A 22177-nucleotide genomic window follows, 5' to 3' on the forward strand; every position below is an offset into this window, starting at 1 on the left:
CCCAACACCGGAGCGCCCCATGGCTGCACCTGACGACAAGAAACGCCTGCCGCGCAAGGATCTGCCCGCCGATGCCCGCATCGAGACGCTGGCCGTGCGCGAGGGCTTGCCGCCGACGCAATGGGGTGAAAACTCCGAAGCGCTGTTTCTGACCAGCAGCTTCAACCACCCGGACGCGGCCACGGCCGCCGCGCGCTTTGCCAACGAAGAAGAAGCCTTCGTCTACACGCGCTTCACCAACCCCACGACGATGATGTTCGAGCGCCGGCTGGCCGCGCTCGAAGGCACCGAGGCCTGCATTGCCGCGGCCAGCGGCATGAGTGCCATCTTGCTGATGGTGATGGGGCTGCTCAAGGCCGGTGACCACATCGTGTGTTCGCAAAGCGTGTTCGGTTCGACCATCACGCTGCTGCAGCGCGAGTTCGGCAAGTTCGGCGTCGAGAACACCTTTGTGTCGCAGACCGACGTGCAGCAGTGGCGCGCGGCCATGCGACCGAACACGAAGTTGCTGTTCGCTGAGACGCCCAGCAACCCGCTGACCGAGGTGTGCGACATCCGCGCGCTGGCCGAGATCGCCCACGCAGCAGGGGCGCTGCTGGCGGTGGACAACTGCTTCTGCACCCCCGCGCTGCAAAAGCCGGTCGACCTGGGGGCCGACCTCATCATCCACTCAGGCACCAAGTACCTCGACGGGCAGGGCCGGGTGCTGGCCGGGGCCATCTGCGGGCCCGATGCCATCATCAACGGCCCACTGATGACCACGCTGCGCGGCGCGGGCATGACGCTGTCGCCCTTCAACGCCTGGGTGGTGCTCAAGGGGCTCGAAACCCTGTCCATCCGCATGGCGGCGCAAAGCGCCAACGCGCTCAAGCTGGCGCAGTGGCTGGAGCAGCATCCCCAGGTCGACCAGGTGTTCTACCCAGGCCTGCCCAGCCACCCGCAGCATGCCTTGGCCATGGCTCAGCAGAACGGCAGCGGCGGGGCCGTGGTGTCGTTCACCGTCAAGCCGGCGCTGGGGGCGATCACCGTGCCGGCCCCGGCTGTGCTCAGCAGCGAGGCCAAACGGCTGCGTCAGGCCGCGTTTCATGTGATCGACCACACCCGACTGTGTTCCATCACGTCGAACCTCGGCGACACCAAGACCCTCATCACGCACCCGTCGAGCACCTCACATGGGCGCCTCACCGAAGACCAGCGCCTGGCTGCCGGCGTCACGCAGGGCATGATCCGCGTGGCCGTGGGCCTGGAGCACATCGACGACCTCACGGCCGACCTGGCCCGAGGTCTCGACACCCTGAATGCTTGAACAGCGCCTGAAGATCGCCTGATCCCCACATGACCCAAGTCCGCACCCGCTTTGCCCCTTCGCCCACTGGCTTCATCCATCTGGGCAACATCCGCTCGGCCCTGTATCCATGGGCCTTTGCGCGCGCCAACAAGGGCGTGTTCATCCTGCGCATCGAAGACACCGATGAAGAGCGCTCTTCGCAAGCGGCGGTGGATGTCATCCTGGAGGGCATGCAGTGGCTGGGCCTGAACCACGACGAGGGCCCGTACTACCAGATGCAGCGCATGGACCGCTACAAGGAGGTTGTGCGGCAGATGCTGGCGCAAGGCCTGGTCTACCCCTGCTACATGAGCAGTGCCGAGCTTGATGCCTTGCGCGAGCGGCAGATGGCCAACAAGGAAAAGCCGCGCTACGACGGCACCTGGCGCCCGGAGCCCGGCAAGACTTTGCCGCCCGTGCCCGCTGGTGTGAAGCCCGTGCTGCGCTTCAAGAACCCCCAAGGGGGCTCGGTGGTGTGGCAGGACAAGGTCAAGGGTCGCATCGAGATCAGTAACGACGAACTTGATGACCTGGTCATCGCTCGCCCGGCGCCTGCCGACAGCGACGACATCATCGGTACGCCGACCTACAACTTCTGCGTGGTGGTCGACGACATGGACATGGGCATCACCCATGTGATCCGCGGTGACGACCACGTCAACAACACCCCGCGCCAGATCAACATCCTGCGGGCCCTGGGTCAGGAGCCGCCTGTCTATGCTCACTTGCCCACCGTGCTCAACGAGCAAGGCGAGAAGATGAGCAAGCGCCATGGCGCCAAGCCCGTCACGCAATACCGTGACGAAGGCTACCTGGCGGATGCGTTGGTGAACTACCTGGCGCGTCTGGGCTGGAGCCATGGTGACGACGAGATCTTCAGCCGCGCGCAGCTCATCGAGTGGTTCAACCTGGACCACCTGGGGCGCAGCGCCAGCCAGTTCGACGAGGCCAAGCTGCGCTGGGTGGCCCAGCAGCATATGAAGACGGCAGACGACGCGATGCTGGCGGGGCTGGTGCGCGAGCAGTTCGCCAAGCGTGGCGTGGACACCGCAACGCTGGATGACGCCCGTCTTGCCGCCATGTGCGCGCTGTTCAAAGACCGCTGCGCCACGACTGTGGAGCTGGCCGACTGGCTGAGCATGTACGTGAGCGAGGTGCAGCCGCCTGAAGCCGAACTGGCGGAGAAGCTCAGCGATGCGGTCAAGCCGGCCGTGGCCGCACTGGCCTCGCGTCTGGCCGGCTGTGGCTGGGAGGCTGCAGCCATCAACCAGGCCCTGAAGGACACGTTGACCGAGTTCGGTCTGAAGATGCCTCAACTGGCCATCCCCGTGCGCCTGCTTGTGTGTGGCCGCGCGCAGACGCCTTCGGTCGATGCCGTGCTGGCCTTGTTCGACCGTGATGTTGTCGTGCAACGGTTGCGCAAATGTGACTGAGAGTTGAAGGCGCTCGAAAAATCGGTATATACTCTTGGTCTCGCTTGAACGACGCCTTGTTTGAGACACAAGGCAGCCGGGCAAACCGACAGATCCGTCGCAAGACAGGTTCTCGAGGGGGTATAGCTCAGCTGGGAGAGCGCTTGCATGGCATGCAAGAGGTCAGCGGTTCGATCCCGCTTACCTCCACCAGTTCAACTGGTGCCGGGTTGCAGTGTCGGGCAGAGCGTCGTACAAGAGGTGAAGGATTCAGTCCCCTTCGTCTAGAGGCCTAGGACACCACCCTTTCACGGTGGCTACAGGGGTTCGAATCCCCTAGGGGACGCCAAGTTTGACGGCACTTGGCTGGCGCAAGTCAGCAAAGTCGTTACCGACGCGGAGTGGTAGTTCAGTCGGTTAGAATACCGGCCTGTCACGCCGGGGGTCGCGGGTTCGAGTCCCGTCCACTCCGCCAACAATTTGATGGCGTTGCTGGTGACACAGCAGCGTCGAACAGAGTCAGTCTCGGTGCCAGTGCGGCGCCCTGTTGTGGCAACACGATGGGGGTATAGCTCAGCTGGGAGAGCGCTTGCATGGCATGCAAGAGGTCAGCGGTTCGATCCCGCTTACCTCCACCATCCTGGTGGCGCCGGCCGGTAGCGAGATGGATTCCGTTCAAGACAATTTGCACCGATGAAGTCCCCTTCGTCTAGAGGCCTAGGACACCACCCTTTCACGGTGGCTACAGGGGTTCGAATCCCCTAGGGGACGCCAAGTTTTGACGGCGCTTGGGTTGAGCAATCAACTGAAGTCGTCACCGACGCGGAGTGGTAGTTCAGTCGGTTAGAATACCGGCCTGTCACGCCGGGGGTCGCGGGTTCGAGTCCCGTCCACTCCGCCAAATTGCAAAGCCCTGATGGTTCGCCATCAGGGCTTTTTGCTTGGGGCGCCGCGATGGCTGCGCGCGCCCCTCGGGGGTCACAGGCCCGGTGCGTGCGGTGTCTCGCCCGGCGTACGGCGCCCGAACATGGCCCAGCTTTCGATGGTCATCACCACCTCGTCACGCTGGTTGATGGCTTCCCAGCGCGTCTGCACCAGCCCCACATGCGGCTTGCTCTTCATCGGGCGCGAGGCCAACACCGTCATGCGGGCTCGCAGCTCGTCGCCCACCAGCACGGGCTTGAGCCAGCGCAGGCTCTCCAGCCCAGGCGAGCCCAGGCTGGATGAGTCCAGCAGAAAGCCGTCGCACATCAAGCGCATCACGATGCCGGCCGTGTGCCAGCCGCTGGCGGCCAGTCCGCCGAACAACGAGGCCTTGCCCGCTTCCTCGCTCAGATGAAAGGGCTGGGGGTCGAACTGCCGGGCGAAGTCAATCACCTCGTCACGCTCGATGCGGCGCGGACCGAACGTCATCGACAAGCCTTCGGTGAAGTCTTCCCAATACCAGCGCGGGGTACGCGCTGCGGTGTCCGGGGCGGCTGGATCAGGTGGGGATGCGTGTGTCATTGGTCCATCTTAGTGCGCTCGACACGGTGGCGCAGGCGCGCGTTTTGCAAACCGTCATCGTGGGGTCCCTACAATCGGGGCCATCGTCGCTCTCCAGGCGGCAAGCACATCACAACCAATTTCAGCAAAGGACCACCATGCAAGTCGCCGCTTCCATCTTCAAGGCCTATGACATCCGGGGCATCGTCGGTCAGACCTTGAGCGAAGCCGTGGCCGAGCACCTGGGCCGCGCCTTCGGCACCGAAGCGCTCAAGCTGGGCGAGCAGGCCGTGGCTGTGGGCCGTGATGGCCGCCTGTCGGGCCCCTCGCTGAGCGCCGCGCTGATCAAGGGGCTGCGCAGCACCGGCATCAACGTGATCGACCTGGGCGCCGTGACCACGCCCATGCTGTATTACGTGGCCGCCACCCGGGGCGATCAGGGCTGCCACAGCGGCATCCAGGTCACGGGCAGCCACAACCCGAAGGACTACAACGGCTTCAAGATGGTGCTGGCCGGTCGCGCCATCTATGGCGACGACATCCAGGGCCTGCGTCAACGCATCGAGCGTGAGGAGTACGCCACTGGCGCGGGCAGCCTGACGGAGTTGAACATCCTGCCCGAGTACACCCAGCGCATCGTGGGCGACTGCAAGCTCGCTCGCCCCCTGAAGATCGTCGTCGACTCGGGCAATGGCATCCCCGGCGCCTCGGCGCCCGGCATCCTGCGCGCCCTGGGCTGCGAGGTCACCGAGTTGTATTCCGAAGTGGATGGCGACTTCCCCAACCACCATCCCGATCCCTCCAAGCCCGAGAACCTGCAGGACCTGATCCGGGCGGTGAAGGAACAGGGCGCTGATCTGGGCCTGGCCTTCGACGGCGACGGCGACCGCCTCGGCGTGGTGACGAAGGACGGCAACAACATCTTCCCCGATCGACAGATCATGCTGTTTGCGCGCGACGTGCTGACGCGGGTGCCCGGCGCGCCCATCATCTTCGACGTGAAGTGCAGCCAGCGTCTGGCCGTGGCCATCCGCGAGGCCGGTGGCCAGCCGCTGATGTACAAGACGGGTCATTCGCTGGTGAAGGCCAAGCTCAAGGAAACGGGCGCCCCATTCGCCGGCGAGATGAGCGGCCACATCTTCTTTGCCGAGCGCTGGTATGGCTTTGACGATGCCACGTACACCGCTGCGCGCCTGCTCGAGATCCTGAGCAAGGCCGACAACCCCAGCGCCGTGCTGGATGCGCTGCCCACCAGCCACAGCACGCCCGAGCTGAACGTGCCTTGCGCCGAGGGCGAACACCACGAGGTGATCGAGAAGCTGCGCCAGACGGCGCGTTTCGATGGCGCCGAGATGACCACCATCGACGGCCTGCGCGCCGACTACGCCGACGGCTTCGGGCTGGTGCGTGCATCGAACACCACGCCGGTGCTGGTCTTGCGCTTCGAGGGCCAGACGCCCGAGGCGCTGGCGCGCATCCAGCAGCACTTCATGGCGGCCATTCTGGCCGTCAAGCCCGACGCGCATGTGGGCGCCTCGGCCCACTGATCCGGCTGCGTGGTTGGCGCAGTGAAGGCCTGGCTCGCACGCCAGGCGTATTCGGCCGTGCTGCGGCTGGGCATGCCCGCCTACTTGTGGCGCGTGTGGGCGCGGGGCCGCGAAGAGCCCACCTATCGCGCGTACTGGCCCCAGAGGCTGGGCTGGTATGGCGCGGCCTACCGCGATCAGCTGAACAGCAGCGGCGGTGCAGGCCCCATGGTCTGGGTGCATGCCGTTTCGCTGGGCGAGACCCGTGCGGCCGAGCCGCTGATCCGGGCGCTGCGCGCGGCCTTGCCGGGCATGCGCCTGCTGCTGACCCATACCACGGCCACCGGGCGCGAGGCGGGCGTGCGCCTGCTGCAGGCCGGGGATGTGCAGACCTGGTTGCCGTATGACACGCCGGGCGCGGTGCGGCGGTTTCTGCGCTGCCACCGACCTGCGCTGGGCGTGCTGATGGAAACCGAGGTCTGGCCCAATGTGCAGCACGGGGCGCAGGCCGAGGGCGTGCCCATGGTGCTGGCCAACGCGCGGCTCAGCGAGAAAAGCCTGCGGCAAGGGCGGCGATTGGCCGCGTTGATGCAGCCGGCTGCGCGCAGCCTGCGGCTGGTGCTGGCGCAGACGGACGACGACGCCGTGCGCCTGCGGCAGATGGGCGCTCCCCGTGTGCAGGTATGCGGCAATGTGAAGTTCGACATGACGCCGCCCGAAGCCTTGCTGGTGCGCGGGCGCACATGGGCCGAGGCATCGGGCCGGCCCATTGTGTTGGCAGCCAGCACGCGAGAGGGTGAAGAGCCCGGTCTGCTGGCGGCCTGGCAGGCGGTGGACGGTGCGCGCTGGGCGCGGCTGATGATCGTGCCGCGCCACCCTCAGCGGTTTGATGAGGTGGCGCAGCAGGTGCAAGCCGGTGGCTGGCGTCTGTCACGACGCAGCGTCTGGGCCGGCGATCAGCCCGATGCCGAGGCCCTCACAGCCGAGGTGTGGCTGGGCGATTCGATGGGCGAGATGCCGGCGTATTACGCCAGTGCGCGCGTGGCCCTGTTGGGTGGGAGTTTTCAGCCACTGGGCGGGCAGAACCTCATCGAGGCGGCGGCCTGTGGCTGCCCGGTGATCATGGGGCCATCGACCTTCAACTTTGCCGACGCGGCGGCGCTCAGCGAGGAAGCAGGGGCGGCCTGGCGCGTGGCCGACTGGCCCGAGGCGGTGGCGCGGGCCGAGCAAGCCTGCACGCCCGACCGTCATGCGGATGCGTCGCAGCGGGCCCGGGCGTTCGCCGCCGCTCATCGTGGCGCGGCCGAGCGCATGGTGCAGCAGATGCTGCCGCTGATCGCCTGATCGCGGGGTTGCCTGCAGCGACCGGGGCGGATCAGGCGCGCAGGTCCTGCCACTCGGTGTGGCGGCGCATGTAGGCGTCCACATAGCTGCACAGCGGCCGCACGCGCAGCCCCTGCTCGCGGGCCCAGGCGAGCGCGGCCTTGACCAGTTGGGCTGCGATGCCGCGCCCCTCCAGCTCGCGCGGCACGCCGGTGTGCGTCATCAGCATGGTGGTGCCGTCAAGTTGGTAGTCGGCCTCGCAGCGCAGGCCGTCGACAATGGCTTCGAACCGGCCGATTTCCGGGCGGTGCTGGATCTGGATGTCGGTGCTCATGGTGGGATGCTAGCGTGATGGAGGGGCGCGCGGGTTGATCAGACCCAGCCCAGTGCGCCAAGCGTGGCACCGGCAGCCACCAGCCAGATCAGGCGAACGCGGGTGCGCCACACCAGGCCCGCGACCGCGACGCTCAGCAGCAAGGCGCGCGCCTGCGTGGGCGAGGGGGCAATCAGCCAGCCGGTGGCCAGCAGCAGCCCCACGGTGACCGGCGTCATGCCCGCCTGAAAGGCCTGCACGCTCAGCCAGTGACGGCGGTTGGCCACCCAGCGGGAGGCCGCGAGTGCCAGCGTGGTCGAGGGCAGCATGATGCCCAGCATGCAGACCAGCGCGCCCGCCAGACCGGCGCTGTACCACCCCAGCAGCGCCACGAACAGCACGTTGGGGCCGGGTGCCGCCTGCGCCAACGCGATGGCGGCGGTGAAGTCCCCGTCGCTGAGCCAGCCGCCGTCGTCCACCAGGCGGCGGTGCATGTCAGGCACCAGCGTGATGGCGCCGCCGATCGACATCAGCGACAGCGTCAGGAAATGACCGAACAGCGTCGCCAGATCGGCCAGGGTAAGGGGGGCGTCAGCCATGGTGTGCGGGGCCGGCGCCATGCGCTGATCGGCGGCGCAGCAAGAGGTAAGTGCCGACGCAGGTCAGGCCGCCCAGGCCCAGCAGCACCCACAGCAGCGGCAGCTTGAACAGCGCCATCAAGGCGAAGGCCAGCGCGGCCAGACCCATGCTCAGCGGCGCGCCCAGCACGTGGTTTTTCAGCGGCGCGGCCAGGCGCAGCACCGTGCCCACGATCTGGCCCGCCGCGACGGCGGCGATGCCTTTGAGCGCACCCTGCAGCGGCCCTTCCCAGCCGGGCAGCGCCTGGGCGTGGCCCAGCAGCCAGGCCAGGAGCAGCAGCAGGGCCATGGGCGCGGCGATCATGCCGCCCAGCGCCGCAAGCGCGCCGCGCCAGCCGAAGAAGCGGTCGCCGATCATCAGCGACAGGTTGCAGACGTTCGGCCCTGGCAGCACCTGCGCGCCGGCCAGCAGGGTCACGAAATCCTGCGGCGTCAGCCAGCGGCGGCGTTCACATAGCTCGCGCTGGGCCACGGCAATCACGCCGCCAAAGCCTTGCAGCGCCAACAGCGTGAAAGCCACGAACAACTCCGTCTTGGAGCGCGGCTGGGCGAGGGCGGCGCCCGTCGCGCCGGGCGCCGCCGTGTCCTCAGGCATACACGGCCACGACCTGGTAACCGAGCGCGGCCAGCTGGCCGCACGGCGTCCACAGCAGCGTTTTCTCGTTCACGTAGCCCTCGCCGGTGGCCAGTGCGTCCTTGTCCATGCGCCACAGGCCCTGCGGATCGCCGACCTCCACGGGGCGCAGCTCCAGCGCCCACGAGACGGACGAGGCCGGCGCAAATCCTTGCAGCATGGCCAGCGCCGGGGTGGGGCCGGCGTCTGCCAGCAGCACGGCCTGCAGCTCGGCGTCCACGCCTTCGCCATCCTTGAGCTTCACGTAGGTGCGGCTGTGCGACTCGGTCGAGCCGCTGAAGGGCACGCCCCCCTCGGCATGGCGCAGCTCCAGGTGCTGTGTGAAGGCGGGTGTGACGCCGGGGATGTACGGCCAGGCGGCAGCCTGGTCGGCGGTACGGGCCACCTCGTCCTGCGCGGGGCGCAACTCGGGCAGGGCCGAGGCGCGGCCCGTGCCGAACACGCCCAGCAGCACGCCGCCGACCTGCTCGGTGCCGCTTGCGTCGACCTGCAGGACGCGCGCCTGAACCTGACGGATGTTCTTGCCCTGGCGCAGCAGGATGACCTCGACCTCGAAGGCCTCCGGCGCGACCGGGCCCACGAAGTTGGTCTGCAGTGCGCGCAGGGGCCAGTCGCTGCCGCACACGTCGCGCATGGCCTGCACGGCCAGGGCCGACAGCACGCCGCCGAAGGTGGTGCGGCCTTGCTGCCAGTCGGGGGTGCCGACAAAGCGCACACGGGCGCCCTCGCGCGTGCGCTGCGCCAGGATCTGTTTCAGCGGGGTCATGGAGTTGGCTGCTTGGTCGCTCATGGTCGGGCCCGTGACGTGCAAATGAATTGGAACGGGCCCATTATCGAACGATCGTGCTTTTTTTGCTGGCGCCCCGTTTGCGCCGCACGCCACGCCTTCAGTCCGGGCCCTTCAGCAGGGGTGCGACCTGGTCGGCCGGCATGGGGCGCCCGTACAGGTAGCCTTGGGCGACGTCGCAGCCATGGGCGGCCAGGAAGGCCTCCTGGTCGGGCATTTCGACGCCTTCGGCCACGACATGCAGGCGCAGACCGTGGGCCATGGCGATCATGGTGCTGACCAGCTGGTTGTCGCTGTCGTGGCCGGGCAGGTCCTGGATGAAACTGCGGTCGATCTTGAGCTGGTGGACAGGGAAGCGCTTGAGGTAGGCCAACGACGAGTAGCCCGTGCCGAAGTCGTCGATGGTCAGGTACACGCCCAGGGCATGCACGGTCTGCAGGAAAGCCTCGGCCGCGGGCCCCGATTCCATCAGCCCACTTTCGGTGATCTCCAGCTCCAGGTGGCTGGCGGGCAGGCCGGTTTCGGCCAGGATGCGCGACAGCCGCTCGATCACCCCGCCGCGACGGATCTCGCTGGGCGAGACGTTGACGGCGATGCGCCCGAAGTCCAGCCCGGCATCCAGCCAAGCGCGGCCCTGGCGACAGGCCTCGCTGAGCACCCAGTCGCCCAGCGCCACGATCATGCCGGTGTCTTCCATGACGGGGATGAACTCGTTGGGGCTGATGGACGAGGTGGGGGCATCGCTGCCTTCAGGCGCCTTCAGGCGCACCAGCGCTTCAACCGCGACGACGCGGTGGTCGGACACGCGGACCATGGGCTGGTAGTGCAGGACGAACTCGCCCAACTCCACGGCGCGGCGCAGACGGGTTTCCAGCTGCAGACGGGAATTGGCGTCGCTGGTGAAAGCCGAGGTGTAGAAGCTGAAGCTGTTGCGGCCCCTGCGCTTGGATTCGTACATCGCCGCATCGGCATTGCGCACCAGCTCGGCTGCGTCTCGCCCGTCTTCCGGGAACATGGCGATGCCGATCGAGGCGCGCACATACACCTCCTGGCCGCCGTCCAGCGTGAAAGGCTGGCCGAGTGTGTCGAGGATGGCCGAGGCCACATGCGCGGCCTGCTGGGGGTGGCGCAGGTGCTCCAGCACCAGGATGAACTCGTCGCCGCCCAGGCGGCCCAGGGTGTCTTCCTGGCGCACGCGCTGGCGCAGGCGGTGGGCCACCTGACGCAACAGGCTGTCGCCGGCGGCATGGCCCAGGCCGTCGTTGACGGTCTTGAAGTTGTCCAGATCGATGAACACCACGCCCACCAGCGTGTGATGGCGCTGCGCCAGGTTGACCGCATGGGCCAGCCGCTGGTGGATCATCAGGCGGTTGGGCAGCTCAGTGAGCGTGTCGTAATGCGCCATGCGGGCCAGGCGCTCTTCGGTCTGCTTGAGCTGGGTGATGTCGGTGAACACACCAACGAAGTGGGTGGGCCGGCCGTGCTGGCTGCGCACGGCACTGACCGACAGCTTGGTCATGAACAGCTCACCCGACTTGCGCTGGAACCACAACTCGCCCTGCCAGGTACCCTGCGCGATCACATCGCGCCGCATGGTCTCGATGGTGTCTTCAGGATGGTCGGGCACCAGGAACTCGGGCGTGCGGCCAATCACTTCGCCTTCGGCATAGCCTGTCAGCGTGGTGAAGGCCGGGTTGATGGACACCAACTTGCGGTCGCGGCTGAGCACCATCATGCCGTCGCGCGAACTCTCCAGCGCTGCGGCGTGCAGGCGGATGCGCTGCTCGGCATGGCTGCGCAACTCTTCCCGGTGCAGCGTGGTCAGCGCAAACGACAGGTCGTTGGAGAGGTCTTCGAACAGGCCGAGCTCGTCGGCATCGGTGTCGTCCACCCGTCGGCCCAGCAAGATGAGGTGGCCGATCAGGGTCTGATCCTGTTGCAGCGGCACGACCACGCAGCCGGGAGTACCGCTGGCAATTGCCTCGTCGCACCACGTGGGGCGCAGCGGCTCGGTGCCCAGGTCGGCCGTTCGGTAAGTGCGGCCCTCGCGCAGGCAGCGGTCCAGCACGGCCTCTTCAGCCGGCGTGTTCAGCAAGTCGAAGCTCAGCGTGTGCAGACCCGGCTGCGGGTCGCCCGCCTGCGCCACGCAGCTCAGACGCAAGGTGGCCTGACCGTGCCCAAGCGGCTGAGGCTCGAACAGCGCCACCCACGCTTTGCGGAACTGACCATGGTCCACCGCCACCTGGCAAACACGCGGCAGCAGCGCCTCCAGCGCGTCTGAGCGCACGATGGCCTGGTTGACGTGGCTGAGGAAGTCATACATCCGTGTCTTGCGGCGCAGACGGCGCTCGGTCTGGCGGCGGGCGGTGATGTCCCACACCATCCAGACGACCTGGTTCTCGTCGCCGATCGGGGCGCAGCGGCTGTCGAAATGGCGCAACTCGCCGCGGATCTCCAACGAGAAGGTGGATGACTGGGTGTGCTTGCTGGTCAGCGCCTGGGTCAGGGTTCCCATGAAGCGCTGCGTGATCTCGGCGGGAAAGAGATCGTGCAGGCGTCGGCCGATCCAGGACTCGGGCGGCACGCCCAGCAAAGGCAGGTTGTTGCCGTAGATGTCGAGGTAGCGCCCTTCGCCGTCCATGCGGAAGGCCAGATCGGGCAGCACCTCGGCGAAGGCGCGCAGCTGAGCCTCGCGGTTGCGCAGCGCGTTCACGGCCGCGTCGCGCTGGCGGTGGGCACGCCACATGAGCCACAGCAACAGCAAGGTGGTGCCGCCCACGAGGGCCATGTTGAGCTTGTCCAGCCGGTTCTGCGCGAGTCGGGCGCGTTCCAACTCGCCTTGCCAGGCTTGGCCAACCGACACGCCCGCCAGATCGAGCTGTGTCAGCGCGTCGCGCACAGCGGTTTCGGGCACGGCATCGGGTTCGCGCCAGCGGCGCAGCACAAGGTGTTCGGCCGCGCGAAGGCGAGCGGCCCACCGGTCGAGCTCGGCCTGCATGGCGGGTGAGGCCGTGCCGGCCAGTCGGCTGGCCACGGCATCGGCTTCGTCGAGTGGCCGCAGCACCACCGCGTCAGCCGGCGCTGTGGTGCCTCGGCGCAACGATTCCTCGACCACCCAATGGCTGCGATGGACGCGGAATTGCACCGAACTCAGGTCGGTGTCGAACACATGGGCCCGCTCCTGCAGGTTGCGCCAGCCCAAGTGCGACCACGCGATCAGCCCCATGCTGAGCACTGCCAGCGCGGCCAGGCACAGCGCAAGCGGGCCGAAGCGGCCCAGGGCGGGAATGCTCAGCGGCACAGCGGTGGCTGTGGTGTCGGCAGGAGGGCGGGGCAGGGCGGTCACAGTGGGTGGGTCAGTGGCACGGCCGCGAGGCAGCAATCGGGGTGAGCAGACGACAAGCCGCAGAGCTTAGGTGAAAAAACAAAGGATCGGCGATGATGTGACGCCCCCGTGTCGCGCACCCCCCTCATCGGGAGGTCGGTGGCCTGGCATTAATTCACGCACTGCGTGCAACACCGAGCATTCATGTCTGATGTGAAACCCTATGAGCCGGTCTGGCCGGCACAGTCCCGCGAGCTGCGCGTACGCGGGTTGACCTACCACCTGCTGTGCTGGGGCGACCTGGCGCAGGCTACTGCCGAACAACCGTTGTTGGTCATGGTGCACGGCTGGATGGACGTGGCGGCCTCCTTCCAGTTCATGGTCGATGCCCTTCGCCAGCAACCGGGCTGGGGCAACCGGCCCATCGTGGCGCTGGACTGGCGCGGCTTCGGCGGCACCACCCCGCCGCCGGGCACCGATTGCTACTTCTTTGCGGATTACCTCGGCGATCTGGACGCCATCCTCGATGCGCTCTCGCCGGGGCAGCCAGTCGACCTGCTGGGCCACAGCATGGGCGGCAACGTGGTGATGCTGTACGCGGGTGTGCGCTCGCAGCGCATCCGCAAGCTGGTCAACTTGGAGGGGTTCGGCATGCCGGCCACCACGCCGGACGAGGCGCCCGAGCGCTACATCAAGTGGCTCGACGAACTGAAGGAGCCCGTGCGCCTGAAGGATTACGCCACGCAGGCCGAGGTGGGCAAGCGGCTACAGGGCAACAACCCGCGCCTGCGCGACAGCTTTGCACTGTGGCTGGCAGGGCACTGGGCCCGCGAGGAAGGCGGACGCTGGGTGATCAATGCCGACGCGGCCCACAAGCGCCCTCAGCCGTTTTTGTACCGCGTCGAAGAGGTCCGCGCATTCCTGGCGCGCATCAGCTGCCCGGTGCTGTTCGTCGAGGGTGCCGAGACGCTGTACTTCCTGTTCTTTGGTGGCAAGTACGACCGCGACGAGTTTCTGTCGCGCGTGGCGCTGGTGCCTGATTTCCGCATGCGGACCTTGTCGGATGCAGGGCACATGCTCCATCATGACCAGCCCGAGGCGCTGGCGGCCTGTCTGGCGGACTTCCTCACGCCCGCTGGCGCATGAGAAAATAACCCCATCGAAAGGCTCCTGTCACCGACAGCCGGGCCTTTTTGCCTTGAGCGGGCCCCGCGCGCGCTCCCCCGACACGCACACCGAGCAGGATTCACATGGACATCGAACTGATCAACGCGCTGGGCGCCAACATCGCCGACCTGAAGGCGCGGACCGACGACCTTCGGAGGTATCTTTAACTGGGATGAGAAATCCCGCCGCCTGGCCGAGGTGAACGCCGAGCTGGAAGACCCCGCCGTCTGGAACGATCCCAAGCGTGCGCAAGCCCTGGGCAAGGAAAAGAAATCGCTGGAAGACGTGGTGGTCGTGATCGACCGCCTGACCAGCAGCCTGTCGGACAACGGCGAACTGTTCGAGATGTCCAGGGAAGAGGGCGACGAAGCCGGCCTGCAGTCCATTGCCGACGACGTAGCCGAACTCACCAAGGACGTCGAGGGGCTGGAGTTCCGCCGGATGTTCAGCAACCCCGCTGACCCGAGCAACTGCTTCATCGACATCCAGGCCGGCGCGGGCGGCACCGAGGCCTGTGACTGGGCCTCGATGCTGCTGCGCCAGTACCTCCGGTATTGCGAGCGCAAGGGCTTCAAGGCTGACGTCGAAGACGAAACGCCGGGCGACACGGCCGGCATCAAGAGCGCCACGATCAAGGTCGAGGGCGACTATGCGTTCGGCTTCCTGCGCACCGAGACCGGGGTGCATCGCCTGGTGCGCAAATCGCCGTTCGACTCCTCCGGCGGCCGCCACACCTCGTTTGCGTCGGTCTTCGTCTACCCCGAAATCGACGACTCGATCGAAATCGACATCAACCCGGCCGACGTGCGCACCGACACCTACCGCGCGTCGGGCGCGGGTGGTCAGCACATCAACAAGACCGACTCGGCCGTGCGCCTGACCCACATTCCCACGGGCATCGTGGTGCAGTGCCAGGACAGCCGCTCGCAGCACAGCAACCGGGACGTGGCCTGGCGCCGCCTGCGCTCGCGTCTGTACGACCATGAAATGCGCAAGCGCATGGAGGCGCAGCAAAAGCTGGAAGAGACCAAGACCGACGTGGGCTGGGGTCACCAGATCCGTTCGTACGTGCTCGACCAGTCGCGCATCAAGGACCTGCGCACCAACGTTGAAATTTCGAACACTCAGAAGGTGCTGGACGGCGACCTCGATCAGTTCATCGAGGCCAGCCTGAAACAAGGCATCTGATCCGATTGACCTGACCCCGCAAGGGACCACACAAGGGATTGCCATGCGTGAAGGGACTGCCCCTCTGGTGCGCCGCGAAGACTACGCGCCGCCTGCCTACTGGATCAAGACGGTCGACCTGAGCTTCGACCTCGACCCGGCCAAGACCCTGGTCATCAACAGGATGACCCTGGAGCCCAATCCAGCCCAGGCCGGCGCACCGCTGCGTCTGGACGGCGAAGACATCAACCTCAGCCGCGTGCTGGTTGATGGCGAGCCGGTGTCCTTTCGTTTCGAGAACCAGCAGCTGGTGCTCGACAAGCTGCCCCAGCAGCCTTTTACGCTGGAGATCCGCACGACCTGCGCGCCCGAGAAGAACACGCAACTGTCTGGCCTGTACACCAGCAGCGGCGGTTTCTTCACACAGTGCGAGGCGCTGGGCTTCCGCCGCATCACCTACTTCCTGGATCGCCCCGATGTGATGGCCACCTTCAAGGTCACCCTCAAGGCCGACAAGACGAAGTACCCGGCGCTGCTGTCCAACGGCAACCTGGTGGAAGAAGGCGAGCTCGAAGGCGGCAAGCACTTTGCCGTGTGGGTCGACCCGCATCCCAAGCCCTGCTACCTGTTCGCCCTGGTCGCGGCCAACCTGGTGCGCCGCGAACAGCGCATTCGCACACGTGCGGGCCACGAACACCTGCTGCAGATCTATGTGCGCGCCGGTGATCTGGACAAGACCGAACACGCGATGAACTCGCTGATCGCGTCCATCGCCTGGGACGAAGCGAAGTACGGTCTGAGCCTCGACCTGGAGCGTTTCATGATCGTCGCGGTCAGCGACTTCAACATGGGCGCCATGGAGAACAAGGGGTTGAACATCTTCAACACCAAGTTCGTGCTGGCCAACCCGGCCACCGCCACCGACGTCGACTTTGGCAACGTCGAAAGCGTGGTCGCCCACGAGTACTTCCACAACTGGACGGGCAACCGCGTCACCTGCCGCGACTGGTTCCAGCTGTCGCTCAAGGAAGGCCTCACGGTGTTCCGCGACCAGCAATTCAGCCAGGACATGGCCGGCAGCCCCAGCGCGCGGGCCGTCAAGCGCATTGAAGACGTGCGCACGCTGCGCCAGCTGCAGTTCCCCGAGGATGCGGGCCCCATGGCCCACCCGGTGCGCCCCGACAGCTACCTGGCCATTGACAACTTCTACACCGCCACCGTCTATGAAAAGGGCTCGGAGGTGGTGCGCATGATGCACACGCTGGTGGGCGATGCCGGCTTCCGCAAGGGCATGGCGTTGTACTTCCAGCGTCACGACGGCCACGCCGTGACCTGCGACGACTTTGCGCAGGCCATTGCCGACGCCAACCCCGACAGCGAACTGGCCAAGCGGCTCGATCAGTTCAAGCGCTGGTATGGTCAGGCCGGCACGCCCCGCGTGCAGGCCCACGGCGTGTACGACGCGGCCAACCAGGCTTACACCCTGACGCTGACGCAAAGCTGCGCGCCCACGCCTGGTCAGCCCGAGAAGGCGCCCTTCGTGATCCCCGTGGCCATGGGCCTCGTGGCGCATGACGGCCGCAACCTCAACCTGCAGCTCGAAGGTCACCTCGACCCGCTGGGCCATGACACCGTGCTGGTGCTGGCCGAGCCCACCCAGACCTTCACCTTCGTGCATGTGCCCACCGAGCCCGTGCCCTCGCTGCTGCGTGGCTTCTCGGCCCCGGTGGTGCTGGAAGCCGAGTTGGGCGACGATGCGCTGTTCACCCTGCTCAGCCACGACCTCGACCCCTTCAACCGTTGGGAAGCTGGCCAGCGCCTCGTGCTGCGTCGCATGCTCAATGCGGTCAAGGGTGAGGGGCACATCGAGATGGACGCCCGTTTGGTTGGGGCCCTGCGCGCCGTGCTGCGCCATCCCGAGCTGGACGCCGCTTTCAAGGAGCTGGTGCTCACGCTGCCCAGCGAAGCCTACGTGGCCGAGCAGCTCGATGTGGTCGACCCCCAGCGCATCCACGCTGTGCGCGAAAGCCTCAAGCTGCAACTCGCCCATGCGCTGCATGAAGACTGGGTGTGGGCCTACGAGACGCACGCCGAACTGGGCGCCTACTCGCCCGATCCGGTCAGCGCGGGCCGCCGGGCGCTGGCCAACCTGGCGCTGAGCATGCTGGTGCTCGATGGCAGCATCCGCCAGAACCCCATCTGGCCGGGCAAGGCCTTCCAGCGCTTCAAGGATGCCGGCAACATGACCGACCGGCTGGGGGCCCTGTCCGCACTGGTCAACGCCCACGCCGAACTGGCCACGCCCGCGCTGGAGCGCTTCCACGCCCAGTTCAAGGACGAGGCCCTGGTCATCGACAAGTGGTTCGCGCTGCAGGCGATGGCGCCCGAGCAGGGCGGCAAGGTGTTTGCTCGCGCGCGGACGCTCACCCAACACCCCGACTTCACACTGCGCACGCCCAATCGCGCACGTAGTCTGCTGATGGCGCTGTGTCAGAACAACCCGGCCGCCTTCCACCGCACTGATGCGGCAGGCTATGTGTTCTGGGCCGACCGCGTGATCGAGATTGACGCGATCAACCCGCAGCTGGCGGCCCGCCTGGCCCGCGCCATGGATCACTGGCGTCGCCTGGCCGAGCCCTACCGCACGGCCGCCCGCGAGGCGCTCAGCCGCGTGGCTGCGCGCACCGAGCTGTCGGACGACGTGCGTGAGATCGTCTCGCGCGCGCTGCAGGACTGAGGCCGTCGCTGCCCCTGATTTTCAACCTCTGGATCTTTCATCATGACCAAACGCATCAGCCTCACGCAGTACCTGATCGAACAGCAGCGCGGCGAGGCGCAGATCCCCGCGCAACTGCGCCTGCTCATCGAAGTGGTGGCCCGCGCCTGCAAGCGCATCGCCATCAACGTCAACAAGGGTGCGCTGGGCGACGTCCTGGGCACGGCCGGCAGCGAGAACGTGCAGGGCGAAGTGCAGAAGAAGCTCGACGTGATCGCCAACGAGGTGCTCATCGAGGCCAACGAGTGGGGTGGCCACCTCGCCGGCATGGCCTCCGAAGAGATGGACGACATGCACGCGGTGCCCCACCGCTACCCGCAAGGTGAATACCTGCTGCTGTTCGACCCCCTGGACGGCTCGAGCAACATCGACGTCAACGTCAGCATCGGCACCATCTTCTCGGTGCTCAAGCACCAGGACGGCGCCGAGGTCACCAACGAGAGCTTTTTGCAGCCCGGCACTGCCCAGGTGGCGGCCGGTTACTGCGTCTACGGCCCGCAGACCACGCTGGTGCTCACCGTGGGCCGCGGTGTCGTGATGTTCACGCTGGACCGCGAGCAGGGCTCGTGGGTGATGACCGAAGACAATGTGCGCATCCCCGAGGACACGAAGGAGTTCGCCATCAACATGTCGAACATGCGCCACTGGGCCCCGCCTGTGAAGCGCTACATCGACGAATGTCTGGCCGGCAAGGAAGGCCCGCGCGGCAAGGACTTCAACATGCGCTGGATCGCCTCGATGGTGGCCGACGTGCACCGCATCCTGACCCGTGGCGGCATCTTCATGTACCCCTGGGACAAGCGCGAGCCCAACAAGCCGGGCAAGCTGCGCCTGATGTACGAAGCCAACCCCATGGGCTTCCTGGTGGAGCAGGCCGGTGGCGCCGCCACCAACGGCCTGCAGCGCATCATGGAGTTGCAGCCCACGCAGCTTCACGAGCGTGTGGCCGTCGTGCTCGGCTCGAAGAACGAGGTCGAGCGCGTGACGGCCTACCACCGCGAAGCGCAGTGAACGCGCGCTGAGGCCTCAGGGCTTGGCGGGCAGGTAGAACTCGCTGGTCAGCAGTTTCTGCCCGTATACCGTGCCCTGCAGGCCACCTGCCGGGAAAGGCACCACGACGCCCACTGCCAGGATGGGCGCCTGCTCCAGCGCCACCCAGGCCGCCTGGATGGCTTCTTCCGTCGCGCCCGACAGGCTGAAATCCGGCATGTCGATGGTGCGCTCGCGGGCCGGGCGGTTCAGCTGGCTCAGGCTGAACGCCGGGCACGGTGCCTGGATGCAGACAATGCCGTTGTTCTTCAAGCTGTAGAAGGTGCCGAGCGGCCGCTTGTGGCCGCTCTGGCCTTGCCAGGCTTCGCTCACGCGCAACACATTGCCGGTGCTGTGCCCAAGGGGTTGTTGCGTCAGCGCGCCCTTCACCAGGGCCTTGCCCTCGCTGAAAGCGCGCTCGAAGGTGGCGCGCTGCGCATCGTTCCAGCCAAGGGCGCGCGTATCGAGTTCGACGGCGTGGCACTCTTTGGCCAGCCTGCCGTCGGCACAGCGTGTCGTGGCCTTGTTCACCGCCTTCACGAAGTAGCCGCCACACATCGGATAGGCGCACTTGCGCCCGTCGATGCGCGTGACGATGAAATACGGCTCGACCTGTGCGCTCACGGCGGTGGGCAGGTAAGCGGGTTCGGTCTGCGCGGCAGCGGTGCCTTGTGCGTGCGACGATGCGCTGAGTGCGATGGTGGCGAGGGCCAGAACGGTGCGAATGTGGAACATGGTGTCCTCCAGCGTGAGTGTGTGTGGCTGGAAGATTACGCCGTCGCGCGGGCGGCGTCATGTGCCGCGCAGGTCTCAGATCGGTGAGAGGCGTCTCTGGCTGTAAGCGTTGCGGTGTTGCCGTCGCCCCGCGGGGCCACGCCTCTTGGAAAAGACCGTGCGAAACCGGGTATGATTGCGGGCTGTGCAGCAAGCGGTTCGCTTGCACCACGTGTGCCGGTGTAGCTCAGTCGGTAGAGCAGCTCATTCGTAATGAGAAGGTCGAGGGTTCGATTCCTTTCACCGGCACCATCTGAATCCAGACAAAGCCTCGCAGCGCTGCGGGGCTTTGTCGTTTCTGGTCCGCCCGTCGCGGAGGCTGCATGCGCGAACAACCCAACAACCCCCTGCATGGCGTCACGCTCGAGGCGGTCATTGTTCGTCTGGTGGATCACTATGGCTGGGACGGCATGGCGCGGCGTATCCGCATCAACTGCTTTCACAGCAACCCGTCGGTGAAATCCAGCCTGACCTTTCTGCGTAAGACGCCTTGGGCGCGCGAGCAGGTGGAAGCGCTGTACGTGGCGACCTTCGCCACCCAGCGCCATGGCCCTTGATCACCGCACCCCGAACGCGCCCACGCCCTTCTCCCGTGTGCTGCTCTCAAGCAGCACAATGAGCTGTCGGCGCGCATCGGCGAGCTGATACGAGATGCCCACACCGGTTCCCGTCTGGCCGGGCAGCGCGCAGCGGCTGTCGTTGGCGAAGACGATGGAGACGTTGAACACGTTCTTTCCGCCAGGGCGTGGAGTGGCCTGGCCTGTGAACGCACAGCCGCTGGTGCCACTGCCCGCGATCACGCCGACCGCGCTGATGTTGATGCTGGTGCGCTCGCCGCTGGTGAGATCCAGCGTCCACGGGCCGCTGATGTCAGCAATGCGGGCAGGTGTGTTGTAGCCCTCGGCCGCTGCGGTGTTGGCCTGAGCAGTAAAGCTCACCGTGCCGCTGTTGTAGCGCAACTGGCCGCTCACCGTGGGTGCGACGGCGTCGGTGTAGGTGCCGGTCAGACGTGCGCCCTCGGACGGCACAAACCCGTAATCCCGGATGTTGCTCGAGTTGACCTTGCCGTCCTTGAAGCTTGCATCGCCCTGCACAAAGCCGGTCACCAACAGCGCATTGTTGAAGCGCGTGCCGTAAATCGCCCACAGGCTGCCGTCTTCCAGCACGAGCAGGTCGAAGTCGGGCTCATCCGGATTGTTGGAGCGGCCTGTGTAGATGCCCTGCAGATTCTCACTGGGCGGGTTGAGCGCGGTGTCGCCGCTGCTGCCACCACCACCGCCACAGGCGGTCAGCAGCAGTGACAGGGTTGTCAGGGCCAGGGCGTGGCCCGCCAGGGTATGACGCATGGTGATCCTCTCTGAACATCGGTCTTGTGCAAACGGCCGCCGAACGTCGCCGGCGACACGTGCACATGATCCACAGAGAGGTGTTTGCAGAGCGGCTTCGCCCCCTGACCTTGGGGGGCGAACTGACGCGCCTTATCCCGTCCAAATGGTTAGAAGCCCTGGACCACGAAACGGCTGAACTCGCCCTGGTCGATGCCGCCTTTGACCATGGCGTCGTAGCGCATGTCGTTGTCGAGGAAGCGCTTGAGCCAGGCCACCGACGATTTGGCCATGGTGGTCTTCTGTGCCGCTGTGGCCAGGAAGGTGGCGCACAGGTGGCCCGCGCCACGCATTTCGATCTCGGCGCGCGGCAGGGCGGCGCTCAGGCTGTTGTAGAACACGTCCGAGTGGGACTTGTTTGGCGCGATGCTGTCTTTCTCGCACGCCACGACCAGGGTGGGCGAGGCCACGCCAGTGAAGCTCTTGGTGGTGTGCCACGGCTGCAGCGCGACCACGGCCTTGAGCGTGGGGTCGGCCACGGCGGCGCTCAACGAGGCGCCGCCTCCCATGGAGTTGCCCATGACGGCCCGGCGTGACGTGTCGGCCACGGGCGCGTAAGGCGCCGTGCCGCCCTGCGCGAGGGAGACCACATGCCGCAGGGCGCCCGCTGCCTGTTCTGCGCGCTCGTCGGGGTAGTCACCGCGGCCGACCGTGTCCATGTTGACCACGACAAAGCCATGCGATGCCACACGGCTGACCAGCCAGTCGTACACGGCCTGGAAGGCCAGGAAGCCCGGCACCATGACCACGACGCCAAAGGTCTCGCCCGGGGCCTTGGCCACCGGGTAATGCACGGTGGCACCACCGTAGTTGAAGGCTTTGGCATCGGCCGTGGCGATCTTGTATGTGGCAGTTTGGTACGGGCCAGCCGGCGCAGTCAGCAGCGCCACGGTGGGGGCGGGGCCTTTGGCGTAGTCGGCGGCAATGGCGGGCGCCGAGAGGCAGGCTGCGGCCAGGGCCACAGTGGTGAAAGCAGCCCGCGCGGGGCTGAGCCATTGAGCAAGTCGTCGGGTGCGCATGGGTGGATGCTCCGGAAGCGATGATTTAACGCAGCATGTTATGGAGCGCGGCACGGTCACGCCATAGCCCTGTCGGCCAATCGTTCCCTT

18 protein-coding genes and 7 tRNA genes are annotated in these 22177 nt (G+C 66.6%); 16 read left to right on the forward strand and 9 right to left on the reverse strand.

What is annotated here, in order from left to right; translation table 11 throughout:
* Positions 1-19 precede the first annotated feature (19 nt).
* The 8 genes from GTZ97_RS14105 (at position 20) to GTZ97_RS14140 (ending at position 3640) form a co-directional block, all read left to right on the forward strand.
* Complete coding sequence (locus GTZ97_RS14105; protein ID WP_161651291.1) at positions 20-1306, forward strand: O-succinylhomoserine sulfhydrylase; 1287 nt, start codon at positions 20-22, stop codon at positions 1304-1306.
* A gap of 29 nt (positions 1307-1335) precedes the next feature.
* Positions 1336-2760: a glutamate--tRNA ligase gene (gene gltX, locus GTZ97_RS14110; RefSeq protein WP_161651292.1), complete on the forward strand. Its 1425-nt coding sequence runs from the start codon at positions 1336-1338 to the stop codon at positions 2758-2760.
* Between the two features lie 116 nt (positions 2761-2876).
* Positions 2877-2952: transfer RNA gene (locus tag GTZ97_RS14115), tRNA-Ala, on the forward strand.
* A 60-nt stretch (positions 2953-3012) separates the two neighbouring features.
* Positions 3013-3088: transfer RNA gene (locus GTZ97_RS14120), tRNA-Glu, on the forward strand.
* Between the two features lie 49 nt (positions 3089-3137).
* A tRNA-Asp gene (locus tag GTZ97_RS14125) sits at positions 3138-3214 on the forward strand.
* A gap of 87 nt (positions 3215-3301) precedes the next feature.
* Positions 3302-3377, forward strand: a tRNA-Ala gene (locus GTZ97_RS14130).
* Between the two features lie 60 nt (positions 3378-3437).
* Positions 3438-3513 (forward strand) — tRNA-Glu (locus GTZ97_RS14135).
* Positions 3514-3563: 50 nt separating this feature from the next.
* Positions 3564-3640: transfer RNA gene (locus GTZ97_RS14140), tRNA-Asp, on the forward strand.
* Between the two features lie 77 nt (positions 3641-3717).
* On the opposite strand, the gene GTZ97_RS14145 is transcribed toward GTZ97_RS14140, so the two are convergent.
* Positions 3718-4245 (reverse strand): MaoC family dehydratase, encoded by a 528-nt coding sequence (locus tag GTZ97_RS14145; RefSeq protein ID WP_201748300.1) that lies wholly within the window; start codon positions 4243-4245, stop codon positions 3718-3720.
* 137 nt (positions 4246-4382) lie between these two features.
* Between GTZ97_RS14145 and GTZ97_RS14150 the strand changes: the two genes are divergently transcribed.
* On the forward strand, positions 4383-5771 hold the full coding sequence (locus GTZ97_RS14150; RefSeq protein WP_161651293.1) for a phosphomannomutase/phosphoglucomutase: 1389 nt from the start codon (positions 4383-4385) through the stop codon (positions 5769-5771).
* A 72-nt stretch (positions 5772-5843) separates the two neighbouring features.
* Positions 5844-7094: a 3-deoxy-D-manno-octulosonic acid transferase gene (locus GTZ97_RS14155; RefSeq protein WP_161651358.1), complete on the forward strand. Its 1251-nt coding sequence runs from the start codon at positions 5844-5846 to the stop codon at positions 7092-7094.
* A gap of 31 nt (positions 7095-7125) precedes the next feature.
* On the opposite strand, the gene GTZ97_RS14160 is transcribed toward GTZ97_RS14155, so the two are convergent.
* The 5 genes from GTZ97_RS14160 to GTZ97_RS14180 all read right to left on the reverse strand — a co-directional run bounded on the left by GTZ97_RS14160 (position 7126) and on the right by GTZ97_RS14180 (position 12791).
* Entirely contained in the window at positions 7126-7407 is a 282-nt protein-coding gene (locus GTZ97_RS14160) for a GNAT family N-acetyltransferase (protein WP_161651294.1), read from the reverse strand.
* A 38-nt stretch (positions 7408-7445) separates the two neighbouring features.
* Positions 7446-7985 (reverse strand): chromate transporter, encoded by a 540-nt coding sequence (locus GTZ97_RS14165; RefSeq protein WP_161651295.1) that lies wholly within the window; start codon positions 7983-7985, stop codon positions 7446-7448.
* Complete coding sequence (locus GTZ97_RS14170) at positions 7978-8619, reverse strand: chromate transporter (protein ID WP_161651296.1); 642 nt, start codon at positions 8617-8619, stop codon at positions 7978-7980. The genes GTZ97_RS14165 and GTZ97_RS14170 overlap by 8 nt, the downstream gene beginning before the upstream one ends.
* Entirely contained in the window at positions 8612-9448 is an 837-nt protein-coding gene (locus GTZ97_RS14175) for an acyl-CoA thioesterase (protein ID WP_236651228.1), read from the reverse strand. The genes GTZ97_RS14170 and GTZ97_RS14175 overlap by 8 nt, the downstream gene beginning before the upstream one ends.
* A 97-nt stretch (positions 9449-9545) precedes the next feature.
* Entirely contained in the window at positions 9546-12791 is a 3246-nt protein-coding gene (locus GTZ97_RS14180; RefSeq protein ID WP_161651298.1) for a sensor domain-containing protein, read from the reverse strand.
* A gap of 183 nt (positions 12792-12974) precedes the next feature.
* On the opposite strand from GTZ97_RS14180, the gene GTZ97_RS14185 reads away from it, so the two are divergent.
* The 4 genes from GTZ97_RS14185 to GTZ97_RS14200 all read left to right on the forward strand — a co-directional run bounded on the left by GTZ97_RS14185 (position 12975) and on the right by GTZ97_RS14200 (position 18891).
* Complete coding sequence (locus tag GTZ97_RS14185) at positions 12975-13916, forward strand: alpha/beta fold hydrolase (RefSeq protein ID WP_161651299.1); 942 nt, start codon at positions 12975-12977, stop codon at positions 13914-13916.
* Positions 13917-14020: 104 nt separating this feature from the next.
* Positions 14021-15125 (forward strand): peptide chain release factor 2 gene (gene prfB / locus GTZ97_RS14190; protein ID WP_161651300.1). Its coding sequence is split into 2 segments (ribosomal slippage): positions 14021-14101 and positions 14103-15125, totalling 1104 coding nucleotides; the frame shifts between segments, so codons are not numbered across the junction.
* Positions 15126-15168: 43 nt separating this feature from the next.
* On the forward strand, positions 15169-17841 hold the full coding sequence (gene pepN, locus GTZ97_RS14195) for an aminopeptidase N (RefSeq protein WP_161651301.1): 2673 nt from the start codon (positions 15169-15171) through the stop codon (positions 17839-17841).
* Between the two features lie 42 nt (positions 17842-17883).
* Positions 17884-18891 carry a class 1 fructose-bisphosphatase gene (locus GTZ97_RS14200; protein ID WP_161651302.1) on the forward strand — a complete coding sequence of 336 codons (1008 nt, stop codon included), beginning with the start codon at positions 17884-17886 and terminating at the stop codon, positions 18889-18891.
* A gap of 15 nt (positions 18892-18906) precedes the next feature.
* On the opposite strand, the gene GTZ97_RS14205 is transcribed toward GTZ97_RS14200, so the two are convergent.
* Positions 18907-19644, reverse strand: a complete 738-nt coding sequence (locus GTZ97_RS14205; RefSeq protein ID WP_161651303.1) for a DUF6748 domain-containing protein — start codon at positions 19642-19644, stop codon at positions 18907-18909.
* Between the two features lie 215 nt (positions 19645-19859).
* Between GTZ97_RS14205 and GTZ97_RS14210 the strand changes: the two genes are divergently transcribed.
* Together GTZ97_RS14210 and GTZ97_RS14215 are read left to right on the forward strand one after the other, a co-directional pair.
* Positions 19860-19935: transfer RNA gene (locus GTZ97_RS14210), tRNA-Thr, on the forward strand.
* 71 nt (positions 19936-20006) lie between these two features.
* A complete protein-coding gene (locus GTZ97_RS14215) occupies positions 20007-20240 on the forward strand; it encodes a VF530 family protein (RefSeq protein WP_161651304.1) in 234 nt (77 codons plus the stop codon).
* On the opposite strand, the gene GTZ97_RS14220 is transcribed toward GTZ97_RS14215, so the two are convergent.
* On the reverse strand, positions 20241-21029 hold the full coding sequence (locus GTZ97_RS14220) for a hypothetical protein (protein WP_161651305.1): 789 nt from the start codon (positions 21027-21029) through the stop codon (positions 20241-20243).
* 149 nt (positions 21030-21178) lie between these two features.
* Positions 21179-22087, reverse strand: a complete 909-nt coding sequence (locus GTZ97_RS14225) for a poly(ethylene terephthalate) hydrolase family protein (RefSeq protein ID WP_161651306.1) — start codon at positions 22085-22087, stop codon at positions 21179-21181.
* Between the last annotated feature and the right edge of the window lie 90 nt (positions 22088-22177).

The sequence above is a fragment of the Aquabacterium fontiphilum genome (assembly GCF_009909205.1).
GTDB lineage: Bacteria > Pseudomonadota > Gammaproteobacteria > Burkholderiales > Burkholderiaceae_C > Aquabacterium > Aquabacterium fontiphilum.